This is a genomic window from Pseudomonas sp. TR47 (assembly GCF_044143025.1).
Taxonomy (GTDB): domain Bacteria; phylum Pseudomonadota; class Gammaproteobacteria; order Pseudomonadales; family Pseudomonadaceae; genus Aquipseudomonas; species Aquipseudomonas putida_E.
In genome coordinates this window covers 148396-162047 of record NZ_JBHFCS010000010.1, presented here as the reverse complement: position 1 = coordinate 162047, position 13652 = coordinate 148396, and the positions used below count along the sequence as shown (strand labels likewise).

Below are 13652 nucleotides of genomic sequence, written 5' to 3'. Positions count from 1 at the left end.
TCACGGTGTAACAGGGACTTGGGCTTACAGCTGCTGGGTGACGAACGACAGCATCTGGTCGGCAGTGGAGATGACCTTGGAGTTCATCTCGTAGGCGCGCTGAGTGGTGATCATGTTCACCAGCTCTTCCACGGTGCTGACGTTGGAGTTTTCCAGGGTCTGCTGCAGGGTGGTGCCGAAGCCGTTCAGGCCTGGGGTACCGACCTGTGGGGCACCACTGGCTGCGGTTTCCAGGAACAGGTTGTCGCCGATCGCCTGCAGGCCGGCCGGGTTGATGAAGTCGGCGGTCTGGATGTTGCCGATCACCTGCGCTGCCGGGTTGCCCGCAGTGGTGATCGACACGGTGCCGTCCTGGCCGACGGTGAAGGTCTGGGCGTCGTTCGGCACGACCACCGCAGGCTCCAGCGCAAAACCATTGGCGGTGACGATCTGGCCGTCGGAGTTCAGGTGGAAGGTACCGTCACGGGTGTACGAAACCGTACCGTCCGGCTGCAGCACCTGGAAGAAACCACGGCCGTTGACCGCCATGTCCAGCGGGTTTTCGGTGGTCTGCAGGCTGCCGGTCTGGAAGTTTTTCTGAGTGCCGACGATGCGCACACCGGTACCGACCTGCAGGCCCGACGGCAGTTCGCTGTCCTGGGTGGACTGCGCGCCTGGCTGGCGTTTGATCTGGTACAGCAGGTCCTGGAATTCGGCGCGGTCACGCTTGAAGCCGGTGGTCGAAACGTTGGCCAGGTTGTTGGAAATGACCGTCAGGTTGGTGTCCTGGGCGGACAGGCCGGTTTTAGCGACCCAAAGAGCCGGAAGCATCAGTATTCTCCTCGTGCGCCTGTTTTACGGCACCCGTTCAAGTGTGGTTAGCCGAGTTGCAAAACACGCGCCATGGCTTCGTCGCCTTCCTTGGCCGCGTTCATCATCTTCACGTGCAGTTCGAATTGGCGAGACAGCGCCAGCACCGACGTCATCTCTTCGACGGCATTGACGTTGCTGCCCTCCAGGAAGCCCGATACGACCTTGACGTTGACGTCGGCAGCAGCCGGCTGGCCGTTGGTGGTGTGGATCAGCCCGTCCAGGCCCTTGGTCAGGCCTTTGGTGTCCGGGTTGACCAGCTTGATCCGGTCGACTTCAGCCATCACCCGCGGGTCTTCACCCATGGAGCGGATGCTGATGGTGCCGTCAGCGCCGACTTCGACCTTCTGCTCTGGCGGAATGGCGATCGGGCCGCCGTTGCCGATCACCGGCATGCCATTGCCGGCGCGCAGCACGCCGAGGGCATCGATGTTCAGGCTACCGGTACGCACGTAGGCTTCGCTGCCATCGGGGGCCTGCACGGCAATGAAGCCCTGCCCCGCCACCGCCACGTCCAGATCACGCCCGGTCTCGACCATGGGCCCTTCACTGAAGTCGGTGGCAGGACGCTCGGTCATGGCATACGCCCGCGACGGAAAGCTGTCACCAAATACCGGCATCGAGCGCGCCTGCTCCAGGTCACGCTGGAAACCATTGGTGGAAATGTTCGCCAGGTTGTTGGCATGGGCCTTCTGCGCCAGCGCGTTCTGGCTGGCACCGGTCATGGCCACATAAAGCATCTTGTCCACAGTCATCCTCCGCTGCACTGGCGATTGCTTGCCGCTCGCCGTTGCTGTGCAGGCACTCAAGCAAGTTCCGAACCAACTTTTTGAAATCGTGGAATAGCCCGTAAATACAGGCTTTGAGGGGAGCTGCCGACCATGAGAACGCCGGTTATCCGGCGCCGGGTTGCCGGTAGCGGCAAAGCAGGTGCTTGCACCGGCCTCATCGCCGGCAAGCCGGCTCCCGCGATATCCGCAGCTCAGAACCCTGTGGGAGCCGGATTGCCGGCGATGAGGCCGGTGCAGGCAATCACCGATCGCGGCAACCGCCATTGTTGTAGGGCCCGGCAAAGCGCTTCCAACCATCCCCCGGCGACCACTGCGAGCACACCAGGCGCCCATCCACCTGGCTTTCCCAGCGCCACCAGGGCGCAGTACCGGCCTGCGCCTGATACAGGCAGAAGGCAGCGAGCAACGCGACAAGCAACCTTTTCATGAAACACTCCTGCAAAAACGACAAACCCCTTCACGACAAAGGGGTTCGCCTTCACACCATTAACCCGCGACCATCAGGTCATCTGGATGATGGTCTGCATGATGGTGCTTTCGGTGGAGATGGTCTTGGCGTTCGCCTGGTAATTGCTCTGCGCCTTGATCAGCTCGACCAGCTCCTGGGTCAGGTTGACGTTCGAAGCCTCCAGCGCATTGGACTCGACGCTACCCAGCGTGCCGGTCTTGGGCTCATCGATGCCGGGAATGCCGGAAGAGAAGGTTTCGGTCCAGCGGGTGCCACCGATCTGCTGCAGCCCCTGCTCGTTGGCGAAACTGGCCAGTGCCACCTGGCCAATGGCGCGCGACTGCTGGTTGCTGAAGCTGGCGAACAGCACACCAGTGGAGTCGATGCTCAGGCTCGACAGGATACCGGTGGCGTAGCCATCCTGGGACTGCGACATGCGCGCGGTCTCGGTGTTGTAGGACGTGGTGCTGTTCATCGACAGTTTCATGCCGTCGGCGTTGCCGGCAGCACCATTGGACGCCCAGTTGCCCGCCGCATCTTCCACTGCCGGCACCCAACCAGTCATGGTGAAGGTGTTGTTGGTCACGGTGAACGATGCACCCGCCGGGTGCCCTGTGTTATCGGCAGTCATGCTGCTGACAGAACCATCGCTGCTGAAACTGATGGTGCCGGTCAGCGGCGTGGTGGAAGCAGGATCGAACGGGTTACGACCGTCGACCAACGTGTACATGGTCCATTCGTTCGTACCGGTTTTGCGGTAGAACTGCTCCATGGTGTGCTCGTTACCCTGGCTGTCGTACACCTTGGTCGGGAACGACTTGGAATAGGTCGTCTCGTCGGCAGGATCGAACGGCAGGTTCGGCACCATGGCGCCCGTGCCATCATCGATTTCCAACGGAATGTTGGTGGCCGACGAATTCAGGTTGATGCCTTGGTCGATCAACGTGGTGGCCTTGGGCTGCAGTGCCGAGGTGTCGATCTGCAGGTCAGACAGCACACCCTTCTGGATCTTGCCATTGGCATCGGCAGCGTAGCCTTGCAGGCGCAGGCCATCAGAGGTGACCACGAAGTTGTTCTTGTCGGCCTGGAAAGCACCGGCACGGGTGTAGACGCGCGAGCCGTTGTCGGAGAGGACGAAAAAGCCCTGACCCTGGATACCCATGTCCAGCACGTTACCCGTGTTATTGACGTCACCCTGGGAGAACTGCTGCGAGATCGCCGCCAGACGCACGCCGTTGCCGACCTGGTTCTTGCCCACACCCAGGCGATTGGCGCCGGCATAGACGTCGGCGAACTCGGCACGCGAGGATTTGAAGCCAGTGGTGTTGACGTTGGCGATGTTGTTGCCGGTAACGTCCAGCTGTTTGTTGGCTGCGTACAGACCGCTAAGGCCGATATTGAAAGACATGAATTCGCTCCTGTGCCGCGCTAGCGGGCCTTAGATACCGATGGTTTGTACGTCAGAGAGGGAGACCTTGCCGACGCCCGCAAGGTTGAGCACCATTTCGCCGGTGGCATTGAAGCTGACGCTGGTCACCTTGGCCGGCAACAGCGTGCTCATCTGCACCGCCTGGCCATCCACAGTGGTGCTGGCGGTGAAGCTGTAGGTGCCCGGGTCGACCTTCTCGCCACTGTCGTTGGTGCCATCCCAGATGAAGTCGGCATAACCGGCCGCCTGCTCGCCCAACTCGATGGTCTTGACGGTGTTGCCGTCCTTGTCCTTGATGGTGATCTTCGCTTCACTGATTGCCTGCGGCACGACGAACTGCGCATTGAAGCTCTGGGTGGTATCGACCACCGCCTTGTCGTTCTGCACCACCACCGAACGGCCGACCAGCGACGAGGCCTGCAGGGCCTGGGACGACGCCATGGCATTGGTGATGCTGCTGACCGACTCGTTCAGGGAGGTGATGCCTTCCAGGCTGCTGAACTGCGCCAACTGGGCCACGAACTCGCCGTTTTCCTGCGGGTCCAGCGGGTTCTGGTGCTGCATCTGGGTAACCAGCAACTGCAGGAACGCGTCCTTGCCAAGCGCGTCGGTACCGGTCTTGGACGCGGTATCGGTGGCTTTCTTCGCGGTACCACCGACGCCCGACGCTGTCAGGACATCATTTAGGTTCACACCGCTGGTGCTATCGACTGCCATGGTCTGGATTCCTTATCACTGACCCAGGGTCAGCACTTTCTGCATCATGTTCTTGGCGGTGTTCATCAGCTCGGCGTTGGTCTGGAACGCTCGGCTGGCGGAGATCATGTCAGCCATCTCCTCGACCACATTGACGTTCGGGTAGTAGACGTAACCGTCCTTGTTCGCCGCCGGATGGTTGGGCTCGTAGCGTGCTTCGAGGTTGCTCTGGTCTTCGATGATGCCCTTGACCTGCACACCCTGCCCTGCCTCGCCCTGATCTTCGAACAGCGACTGGCTGCCGCCGGCCTGCGCATTCTGGAAGGTGGTGGCAAACACCGGGTGCCGCGCGCGGTAGGTCTGGTCGATGCTCGACGAAACGGTCTCGGCGTTGGCGATGTTGGAAGCAACGGTGTTGAGGCGGGTGTTCTGCGCACTCATGCCGCTACCGGCAATGTTGAAAACACTGGACAGGGACATGGTCATTCTCCGCGCAGGGCCGATACCAGCCCTTTGAATTTACTGTTGAGCAGGGTAAAGCTGGCCTGGAAGCCAATGGCGTTTTCCGTGTAGTTCGATTGCTCGATCTGGGCGTCCACGGTGTTCTGGTCGATCGACGGCTGCGTCGGCGTGCGGTACTGCAGCGTGTCGTCAACCATTGCCAGGCCTTCGGCCTCGATGTGGCGGCTGTTGGTACGGTCCATGGCAAAGCGGCCACCGCTCTGCTGCTTCTGGCTTTCGGCGGCGAGCACCGAAGAGAAGTCCATGTCACGCGCCTTGTAATTGGGCGTGTCAGCGTTGGCGATGTTGTTGGCCAGCACTTCGGCGCGCTGGGCGCGGAAGCCCAGTGCCTTTTCATGGATGCCAAGCGCCTTGTCGAAACTGATGCTCATGTCGGGGAAACCTTCGAAGGTTGACCGGAATATCGTTGGCCAAGCTATAGCAAGGGCTGTGCCAATGTTTTGAAAGGCCGGAAACATTGGGCTGGAGCAGGGATGGCTGATGGCGCGATGCCAGAAAAGCGGCAAAAGGCTTCCGCCTGGAGAAGGGAAAGCGGCAATTGCCGGGCGGCAAAAGCGGCAAAACAAAAAATTGACGTCAAGCGGCGTGAGTGGCGACGGGGTGCAAAAGGCCTGCTTTTAGAGTGCGGGTTTCTTGAGATCGAACGCCGCGCTGGCGGCGCTCGATGTCAGGCTTCCCGAAACAGCCCGCAGCCCATCACTTGGCCTGGTAAATGATTCCCGGGCTGCACTGCACCATCTGGTAATGGTCCGGCAAACCATTGAGCGCCTCGGACGCCCCCAGGAAAAGATACCCACCCGGCTTCAGGGTGCTGTGAATACGCAGCAAGATGTCTTTCTTCACCTGTGCCGAGAAATAGATCAACACATTCCGGCAAAACACGATGTCGAACTTGCCCAGCGCGGCATAGCTGTCGAGCAGGTTGAACGAGCGGAACTCGACCCGGCTGCGAATGGCCGGTTTCACCGCCCAGCGCCCTGGCCCCTTGGTGTCGAAGTAGCGCTGCAAGCGCTCCTGGGACAGGCCACGGGCGATCGCCAGGCTGTCGTACTCGCCGGTCTTGCAGTTGTTCAGCATCGAACCGGACAGGTCGGTGGCAACGATCTGCGCACCCATCTTCAACTGGCCCAGGTTGCTGCGCTCGAACTCATCGATGGCCATCGAAATGGAGTACGGCTCCTGGCCCGACGAGCAGGCCGCCGACCACATGCGCAGGCGCTGGCCGGGGTTGTTCTTGATAAACTCGGGAATGACCTTGTTCTTCAGCACTTCGAATGGGTAGGTATCGCGAAACCACAAGGTTTCGTTGGTGGTCATCGCATCCACCACCTGCTCGCGCAAGCCGCCACGTGGCTGGGCCTGGATGCGCTGCACCAGCTCACCCAGGCTCTTGATGCCCTGCTGCTCCATCAGCTTGTTCAGTCGGCTGGAGACCAGGTACTGCTTGTTCTCACCCAGCAGGATGCCACAGGCTTTCTCCAGGAATACCCGGAACTGTTCGAAATCCAAATTACCCGTAGACACTACTGCGGCCTCTTTTCAATCACAGGTACCGGGAGTCGCCTCCCGGCTACTTCAATGCGTTGCCTTGATCCGGTCGACCACGCGCTGGGCCAGGTCGTCCGGCTTGAACTTGGCCAGGAAGTCATCGGCACCGACCTTCTTGACCATCGCCTGGTTGAACACCCCGGACAACGAAGTATGCAGGCAGATATGCAGTTTTTGCATGCGCGGGTCACTGCGGATCTCGGCCGTCAGCGTATAGCCGTCCATCTCTGGCATCTCGATGTCCGAAATCATCATCAGGAACTCTTCTTCCGGCCGCTTGCCCTCGTCCACCAGCTTGCGCAGGTAGTCCAGAGCCTGGCGCCCATCATTGAGCGCCACCACCTCGACACCGACCGTCTGCAGGCAGCGGCTGACCTGCTTGCGCGCCACCGACGAATCATCGACGGTCAGCACACGCAGCAGTACGGCCTTGTCCTGCGTGTCGGCATCGACCACACCGGCTGACACCGACTCGGACGACGGCGCCACCTCGGCCAGCACCTTTTCCACGTCGATGATTTCAACCATGCGGTTGTCCACCCGGGTGACCGCAGTCAGGTAGTGGTCGCGGCCAGTGCCCTTGGGTGGCGGGTGGATCTCTTCCCAGTTCATGTTGACGATGCGCTCCACCGAGTGCACCAGAAAACCCTGGGTCTTGGTGTTGTACTCGGTGATGATCACGAAGCTGTTGCGAGTCTCTTCCTTCAGCCCGGGCAAACCGGTGGCCATCGACAGGTCGAGAATCGGGATGGTCGCCCCACGAATGTTGGCCACACCACGCACCACCGGGTGGGACTTGGGCAGCACGGTCAGCTCAGGGCATTGCAGCACCTCGCGGACCTTGAACACGTTGATGCCGTAAAGCTGCGCGCCGTTGAGGCGGAACAGCAGCAATTCCAGGCGATTCTGCCCAACCAGCTGTGTGCGCTGGTTGACTGAATCCATTACCCCCGCCATGCCTGACTCCTTTTTCTTTCTGCCATTTCGTAGCCACTCCTACAGCGAGTCGGCACGGGCTTTGCTTTTTTGAGCGTCATGTACACGAAAACGACAATTTTCCGACGACTGACGCACCTGCTGAGCGGCTCGCTGGCTGCGCTGTGCCTGCTGGCACCCGGCGCTCGCACGCTGGCGGACGCGGTTACCTTGCCTGAACAGCTTATCGGTGTCACCCAAGGGTTTCTTGAATTCACCGTAGAGGATTACCTGGCCACGACCCAGACAGCAGGCCGCTACGAAATACAGGTCAACTCGCTCGACCCGCGCCTGCGCATGCCCCTGTGCAGCCAGCAACTGGACGCCTCGCTGGAAAGCCCGGCGCAGCCACTGGGGCGTGTAACGATACGTGTAGCCTGCAACGGCGCCGCGCCGTGGACCGTCTTCGTACCGGCAACAGTGCGGCTGTTCCGCGATGTGGTGGTGGTTACCCGCCCGCTGAAGCGCCAGAATATCGTTGGCGAAGGTGACGTGGCCCTGCGCGAACGTGACGTTGGCACCCTCACCCAAGGCTTTCTCACCGACCTCGACCAGGCGGTCGGCATGAAGATGCTGCGCCCGACGGTGATCGACCAGGTGCTGACCCCGCAGCACCTGGAGCAGGCCGAAGTGATACGCAAGGGCGATCATGTGGTGATCATCGCCCGCAGCGGCAGCCTCGCCGTACGTATGCCCGGCGAGGCCCTCAGCAAGGGCGGCCAGGGCGAACAGATCCGGGTGCGCAACCTGAATTCGCAGCGGGTAGTGAAGGCCCGGGTCACAGCCCCCGGCCAAGTGGAGGTCGCCATGTAGATTGGGCTGGCGGTGTGCAACCGCTTTTCCTAAACTGTGCCAGAACGGGTTCGCGGGCTTGCCGACAGGCGGCTAAGCATTTGTGCCTAAAGTTTCTTTCGGGATGGCCGAAAACATGGCAAGCGTCCAAATACCCAGGGGTTTCTGATCATGGTCATCGACTTCAGTCGTTTGAATAACTCTCCGTCCATCACGGGCGGCGTTCGCGGCAATGCCGCGCCCGGCAACGCCGACAAGTCCGGCGAAACCACCGCGCCGAAAAGCGCAAGCGCCAGCGGAGAAGCGGTACACCTCAGCCAAGAGGCCCAGCAGTTGCAAAAGGTCAGCGACAAGCTGCGCGACCAGCCCGTTGTCGACAATGCCCGCGTGGCACAGTTGAAACAGGCGATCGCAGATGGCAGCTACCAGGTCGATGCCGGCCGGGTCGCCAGCAAACTGCTCGATTTCGAAGCCCAGCGCTGACCGTTCGGCGCGCTGACTTCACGGACGCTTAAAAAGCCAAGAGTTAGCCATGCACGACATCACATTGCTGCAACTGATCGAAGACGACATCGCCCCTACCCAGGAGCTGCTCGACCTGCTTCAGCAGGAGGCAGTCGCCCTGCACGGGCGCGATATGGCGCCGCTGGAGGGCATTCTGGCCCGCAAGCAATCGCTGATCGTTCTGCTCGAGCAGCAAGGCCTGCGACGCAATCACCTGCTATCCAGCCTCGGCCTCAGCGCCGACCGCGCCGGGGTGCAGGCCGTCGCTGCGCAGTCGCCAAACGGTGAAGTGATCATGCAACAGCTCAATGTGCTGACCCAGTTGATGGACGCCTGCCAGAAGGTCAATGAGACCAACGGCCGGATCATCCAGGTCCAGCAGCACGTCACGGCCAACCAGATCAGAATCCTCATGGGCGGCGATTCTCCGTCGCTCTACGACAGCCGTGGCGCCACCTCGCCATTGGCCAAGCCCCGGGCGCTCAGCCAAGTGTGATTAGTTCTATCAAGGCACGGAACATACTGGCAAAATGCCGTTACTTGCGTGTGTCGTTTTTGCCTGGAGATTTATAACCCGTGTTCAATGAGACCGATGCTCCGCAGCCGCCAAAGGTGCTGAACACTCCTTTGGAGATTGCGGCCAACCTGCGCCAGTTGATGGAGAGCCATGATCCTTTGATCATCACCTTCCATGAGCGCAGCCAGCGCTTTCAGAGCTACGTGGTTCATGTGGACCGTGACAGCAATACCTTGGCGCTGGACGAGATGATCCCGCGCGATGGCGAAAAATTCATCGAGAACGGCGAGCCGTTCCGCGTCGAAGGTTTCCACGACGGCGTACGCATTGCGTGGGAGTGCAACCATGAACTGAGGATCACCGAGGTCGATGGCCACCGCTCATACCGCGGTGCCCTGCCGGACGAGATGACCTACCACCAGCGCCGCAATGCATTCCGCGCCGCGCTGAAGCTGTCGCAGCTGGTCGATGTGATTCTCGACGGCACCCACCTCAAGGGCAATGGCGCTTTGCGCGGCAAGCTGCTGGACATCTCCGCCACGGGCTGCAAACTACGCTTTGAAGGCAATGTCGAGGAGCGCCTGCAACTGGGCCAGGTTTACGAGCGCTTCAAGGCCAGCAACCCGCTGGGGCTGGTGGACACCATGGTCGAGCTGCGCCATCTGCATTACGAAGAGCGGATCAACACCACCTTTGCCGGCGTGCGTTTCCATAACCTCAATGGCCAGGCGCAGCGCAAGATAGAGAGCTTCGTATACCAGTTGCAGCGCGAAGCGCGGCGGTTCGATAAAGACGATTATTGATCGCCTGCCGAACGCGCAAACGCCACCTCAAGACTGATGCCAGTCTTTCAAGCGATTCAGGGCCGCTTTGCGGCCCATCGCCGGCAAGCCGGCTCCCACAGGGTCTGCGGAGCTCTTGAAGTCTGCGCTGTACCTGTAGGAGCCGGCTTGCCGGCGATGGGCTGCGCAGCAGCCCTAATAAAGCTAATTTTTTGTGCCTACCCCGGCCCCGCCTCAAACCGGCTTGCTGACCTCGCCCGGATCAGCCGGTTCGGCCTTCTCTTCAGCCTCGGTATCCTCCGCAGCCACAGGCGCCTGCATCACTTCCTGCACGGTCTGTTCATCCACACGCGGGTCGAGCGCGGCCGACAATGGCGAACCCGCTGCCGGCATGGCCACGTGCCCCAGCGGCGCATCCTGTACCTGGTGCAGCCCGGTGACCGCCTTCGGGCGAATCCGCCACACCAGCACCAGCGCGAAGAACACGAAGAAGGCATACAGCATCTGCGCGCCCAGCACCTTCATCAACACCCCCGCCGCCAGCGGCCCGATGCACGCCCCCACGCCGTAGGTGACCAGCAGCATGGCGGTCAAGGAGACACGCCGCTCGCTTTCCACGTGGTCATTGGAAAAAGCGACAGCCAGGGGATAAAGGCAGAACTGCAGCAGCGAAATCAGAAAGCCGATGCCGAACAGCAACTCCAACGGTACATTGGGCAAGATCGCCAGCGGCGCCGCCGCCAGCGCCAGGCCCACAGCCACGCTGCGGATCAGCACGGCCCGGTCATAACGGTCGGACAACCAGCCCAACGGCCACTGCACCAGCAGCCCGGCAAAGATGCAGCTACCCATGAACAAGCCGATCTGCTCGGTGGAAAGCCCCTGGCTGGACGCATATAGCGGCGCCAGGCCGTAGAAGGAGCCGACGATCAACCCAGAACCGAGCACAGTGCTCAGCGACTGCGGCACGCGCTTGATGAAGAATTTCGGCTCCATCGGTGCCGGGCGCAGCGGCGCCGGGTGAATGCGCCGGGTCATCGCCACCGGTACCAGGCACAGGGCGAAGCACATCGCGACCAGCATCAGCAGTTCAGGGCCAAGTTCGGGGTGCACCACCAGAATCAGCTGACCGAGCACCAGCCCCAGGTAGGAGGCAATCATGTAGCCGCCGAACACCGCGCCGCGGTGCTTGGCGTCGGCCTGCTCGTTGAGCCAGCTTTCGATGACCATGTACTGGCACATCATGCCCAGGCCAACGAGCATCCGCAGCCCGACCCAGGCCGGTAGCCAGTTGGTCATGCCATGGCCCAGCACTGCCGCGCAGACGATTCCGGCGCAGGTGGTATAGGCCCGGATGTGCCCTACCCGGCCGATCAGTCGGTGGCCAACCTTGCCACCAACAGCCAGGCCGAAATAGTTGGCCGCCATCAAGGCACCGACCCATAGGCTGTCGACATGATCGGCCGCCAGGCGCAATGCCAGGTAAGTACTGAGCAAACCCGAGCCGATAAGCATCATCAAGGCAGCGAAATACAACGACTGAAACGGCTTCCAGATGTTTCGCATACGTCCCGTCGGGCTCCCTGGTCAGGTGGCGTTGGCTTGCTGGCAAGCATAAAAGCAAATCAGCCACTGCGCAGTCCCCTGCCTGCGAAATAGCAGAACAGGGGCGCGTGCAGTAGCGTTCGTGTCGCGCTCAGGCTTGTGCCGCCAACACTCGCCGCTCCCACGGCGTGATCTCGTTGTAGAAATCAGTCAACTCAAGCGTCTTGGTGGCAGCGTAACCTTCGATGAACTCAGCCCCGAACAGTTCCCGGGCCAAGGCGCTGCGCTTGAGACGCTCCAGCGCCGCGTGCAGGGTGCATGGCAGGCTCAGGTGCTCAGGCACCTCGAACTCACCCTGGATGGCCGGTGCAGGCTCCAGGCGCTGCTCGATGCCGTGCAGGCCGGCTGCCAGGCTGGCGGCAATGGCCAGGTAGGGGTTTGCATCTGCACCCGGCAGGCGGTTCTCGACCCGCCGCGCTACGGGGGCGCTGGCCGGAATACGCAGCCCCGCAGCGCGGTTGTCCTCCGACCAACAGGCATTGTTCGGCGACGCATACGGATGGCACAGCCGCTGGTACGAGTTGACATTGGGCGCGAACAGCGCGGTGAAATCGGCCATGCACGCCTGCAGGCCACCTATGAAATGATGGAAGGTCTGGCTCGGCCGCCCCTGGTCATCGCTGAACACGTTTCGCCCCGTGGCGATCTCCACCAGGCTCTGATGAATATGCATCGAGCTGCCCGGCGTATGCGCCAGGGGCTTGGCCATGCACACCATTGTCAGGCCATGCTTGAGCGCGACTTCCTTGAGCAGGTGCTTGAACAGGAAGGTCTGGTCGGCCAGCAACAAGGGGTCACCGTGCAGCAGGTTGATTTCGAACTGGCTGACGCCCATTTCATGCATGAAGGTGTCGCGCGGCAGGCCCAGCGCCGCCATGCACTGATAAACCTCCTGAAAGAACGGCCGCAGGCCGTTGTTGGAACTGACACTGAATGCCGAGTGGCCGAGCTCGCGGCGGCCATCCTTGCCCAACGGCGGCAAAAATGGCTGTACAGGGTCACTGTTGGGCGCAAAGACGAAGAACTCCAGCTCGGTTGCAACGACCGGCGCCAGGCCCAAAGCGGCGTAGCGGGCGATCACCGCTTTGAGCAGCCCGCGGGTGGACAGCCCTGACGGCCGGCCATCGAGCTCATTGGCATCGCAGATCGCCAGCGCCAGGCCCTCCTCGCTCCAGGGCAAGCGGTGGATCTGCGCAGGCTCCGCCACCAGGGCCAGATCGCCATCGTCGCTGCCGTAGTATTTCGCTGGCGGGTAGCCCCCCATGATGCATTGCAACAAGACGCCACGTGCCATTTGCAGGCGCCTGCCTTCGAGGAAGCCTTCGGCAGTCATGACCTTGCCACGGGGCACACCGTTAAGGTCGGGAGTGACACATTCGATCTGGTCGATGCCCTGGAGGTGCTCGGCTAGCGAGCGCGGGGCTGCGGTGGTCATGACGCTTGTCCTTGTTGTTATGGGCTGGCAACAACATAGGCTGGGGGTGTTTAAAATATCAAGCACCTGCATCCGCAACGATGCAGTTCTTGCCCCCTCACTCGCGCAGGGTCATGCCATTGGACGGCAATGGCAGCGCCGTTTTATACCGCACCTGCTTCAAGGCAAAGCTAGACCGTATGTTCGCCACCCCCGGCAGTCGTGTCAGGTAATCGAGAAACCGCTCCAGCGCCTGGATGCTCGGCAACAGCACCCGTAACAAATAATCGGGGTCGCCAGTCATCAGGTAGCACTCCATCACCTCCGGCCGCTCGGCTATTTCTTCCTCGAAGCGGTGCAGCGCCTGCTCTACCTGCTTCTCCAGGCTGACATGGATGAACACATTGACATCCAGCCCCAGCACCTCTGGCGACAGCAAGGTCACCTGCTGGCGGATCACACCCAGCTCTTCCATGGCCTTGACCCGGTTGAAACAGGGTGTGGGCGACAGGTTCACCGACCGCGCAAGTTCTGCGTTGGTGATGCGGGCGTTGTCCTGAAGGCTGTTGAGAATGCCGATATCGGTACGATCGAGTTTGCGCATGAGACAAAATCACCGGTTTTTTGTGTTTATGCGGAATGTTTATCTGCGCCGCTCGCTAAAGGCAATCAACTTGAGAGAAAAATTCTCCCGGCGTGTCACTACTATGTAATTGACGCTGACCTGCCAGTCACAAGCCGGTGATCAGCGGCGGCCGCTTCAGAGCTCACAAAAACAAC

The 13652-nt window shown here is 61.1% G+C and carries 17 protein-coding genes; 5 read left to right on the top strand and 12 right to left on the bottom strand.

Features of this window, described 5'->3' with window-relative positions:
• Nucleotides 1-24: 24 nt before the first annotated feature.
• From flgG to flgB, 7 genes are all read right to left on the bottom strand, one after another.
• Nucleotides 25-810: a flagellar basal-body rod protein FlgG gene (gene flgG, locus ACEWE8_RS13435; RefSeq protein ID WP_012315556.1), complete on the bottom strand. Its 786-nt coding sequence runs from the start codon at nucleotides 808-810 to the stop codon at nucleotides 25-27.
• A 47-nt stretch (nucleotides 811-857) separates the two neighbouring features.
• Nucleotides 858-1598, bottom strand: coding sequence for a flagellar basal-body rod protein FlgF (gene flgF, locus ACEWE8_RS13430; RefSeq protein ID WP_046785376.1), 741 nt, complete (start codon nucleotides 1596-1598; stop codon nucleotides 858-860).
• A gap of 283 nt (nucleotides 1599-1881) precedes the next feature.
• Nucleotides 1882-2067, bottom strand: a complete 186-nt coding sequence (locus ACEWE8_RS13425; protein WP_012315558.1) for a hypothetical protein — start codon at nucleotides 2065-2067, stop codon at nucleotides 1882-1884.
• 73 nt (nucleotides 2068-2140) lie between these two features.
• Nucleotides 2141-3496 (bottom strand): flagellar hook protein FlgE, encoded by a 1356-nt coding sequence (gene flgE, locus ACEWE8_RS13420; protein WP_046785377.1) that lies wholly within the window; start codon nucleotides 3494-3496, stop codon nucleotides 2141-2143.
• A gap of 30 nt (nucleotides 3497-3526) precedes the next feature.
• Nucleotides 3527-4234 carry a flagellar hook assembly protein FlgD gene (gene flgD / locus ACEWE8_RS13415; RefSeq protein ID WP_012315560.1) on the bottom strand — a complete coding sequence of 236 codons (708 nt, stop codon included), beginning with the start codon at nucleotides 4232-4234 and terminating at the stop codon, nucleotides 3527-3529.
• Nucleotides 4235-4249: 15 nt separating this feature from the next.
• A complete protein-coding gene (gene flgC / locus ACEWE8_RS13410; RefSeq protein WP_012315561.1) occupies nucleotides 4250-4693 on the bottom strand; it encodes a flagellar basal body rod protein FlgC in 444 nt (147 codons plus the stop codon).
• A gap of 2 nt (nucleotides 4694-4695) precedes the next feature.
• Nucleotides 4696-5106, bottom strand: coding sequence for a flagellar basal body rod protein FlgB (flgB, locus tag ACEWE8_RS13405; protein ID WP_046785378.1), 411 nt, complete (start codon nucleotides 5104-5106; stop codon nucleotides 4696-4698).
• A 102-nt stretch (nucleotides 5107-5208) separates the two neighbouring features.
• Here flgB and ACEWE8_RS13400 point away from each other — a divergent pair, with 102 nt between their 5' ends.
• Nucleotides 5209-5451, top strand: coding sequence for a hypothetical protein (locus ACEWE8_RS13400; protein ID WP_144415445.1), 243 nt, complete (start codon nucleotides 5209-5211; stop codon nucleotides 5449-5451).
• Here the strand turns inward: ACEWE8_RS13400 and cheR are convergent.
• Together cheR and ACEWE8_RS13390 are read right to left on the bottom strand one after the other, a co-directional pair.
• Nucleotides 5432-6259: a protein-glutamate O-methyltransferase CheR gene (cheR, locus tag ACEWE8_RS13395; RefSeq protein ID WP_012315563.1), complete on the bottom strand. Its 828-nt coding sequence runs from the start codon at nucleotides 6257-6259 to the stop codon at nucleotides 5432-5434. The genes ACEWE8_RS13400 and cheR overlap by 20 nt on opposite strands.
• A gap of 51 nt (nucleotides 6260-6310) precedes the next feature.
• Nucleotides 6311-7240, bottom strand: a complete 930-nt coding sequence (locus ACEWE8_RS13390; RefSeq protein ID WP_012315564.1) for a chemotaxis protein CheV — start codon at nucleotides 7238-7240, stop codon at nucleotides 6311-6313.
• Between the two features lie 78 nt (nucleotides 7241-7318).
• Here ACEWE8_RS13390 and flgA point away from each other — a divergent pair, with 78 nt between their 5' ends.
• From flgA to ACEWE8_RS13370, 4 genes are all read left to right on the top strand, one after another.
• Nucleotides 7319-8071, top strand: coding sequence for a flagellar basal body P-ring formation chaperone FlgA (flgA, locus tag ACEWE8_RS13385; protein ID WP_046785379.1), 753 nt, complete (start codon nucleotides 7319-7321; stop codon nucleotides 8069-8071).
• 150 nt (nucleotides 8072-8221) lie between these two features.
• Entirely contained in the window at nucleotides 8222-8533 is a 312-nt protein-coding gene (flgM, locus tag ACEWE8_RS13380; RefSeq protein WP_046785380.1) for a flagellar biosynthesis anti-sigma factor FlgM, read from the top strand.
• 49 nt (nucleotides 8534-8582) lie between these two features.
• Entirely contained in the window at nucleotides 8583-9050 is a 468-nt protein-coding gene (locus tag ACEWE8_RS13375) for a flagella synthesis protein FlgN (protein WP_046785381.1), read from the top strand.
• Nucleotides 9051-9130: 80 nt separating this feature from the next.
• The gene (locus ACEWE8_RS13370; protein ID WP_012315568.1) at nucleotides 9131-9874 is read left to right on the top strand and encodes a flagellar brake protein; all 744 of its coding nucleotides are present in this window, start codon (nucleotides 9131-9133) and stop codon (nucleotides 9872-9874) included.
• A gap of 213 nt (nucleotides 9875-10087) precedes the next feature.
• On the opposite strand, the gene ACEWE8_RS13365 is transcribed toward ACEWE8_RS13370, so the two are convergent.
• The 3 genes from ACEWE8_RS13365 to bkdR all read right to left on the bottom strand — a co-directional run bounded on the left by ACEWE8_RS13365 (nucleotide 10088) and on the right by bkdR (nucleotide 13476).
• Complete coding sequence (locus tag ACEWE8_RS13365; RefSeq protein ID WP_046785382.1) at nucleotides 10088-11419, bottom strand: MFS transporter; 1332 nt, start codon at nucleotides 11417-11419, stop codon at nucleotides 10088-10090.
• Between the two features lie 130 nt (nucleotides 11420-11549).
• The gene (locus ACEWE8_RS13360; protein ID WP_189339945.1) at nucleotides 11550-12791 is read right to left on the bottom strand and encodes a glutamine synthetase family protein; all 1242 of its coding nucleotides are present in this window, start codon (nucleotides 12789-12791) and stop codon (nucleotides 11550-11552) included.
• 199 nt (nucleotides 12792-12990) lie between these two features.
• Entirely contained in the window at nucleotides 12991-13476 is a 486-nt protein-coding gene (gene bkdR, locus ACEWE8_RS13355; RefSeq protein WP_012315571.1) for a Bkd operon transcriptional regulator BkdR, read from the bottom strand.
• Nucleotides 13477-13652: the final 176 nt, after the last annotated feature.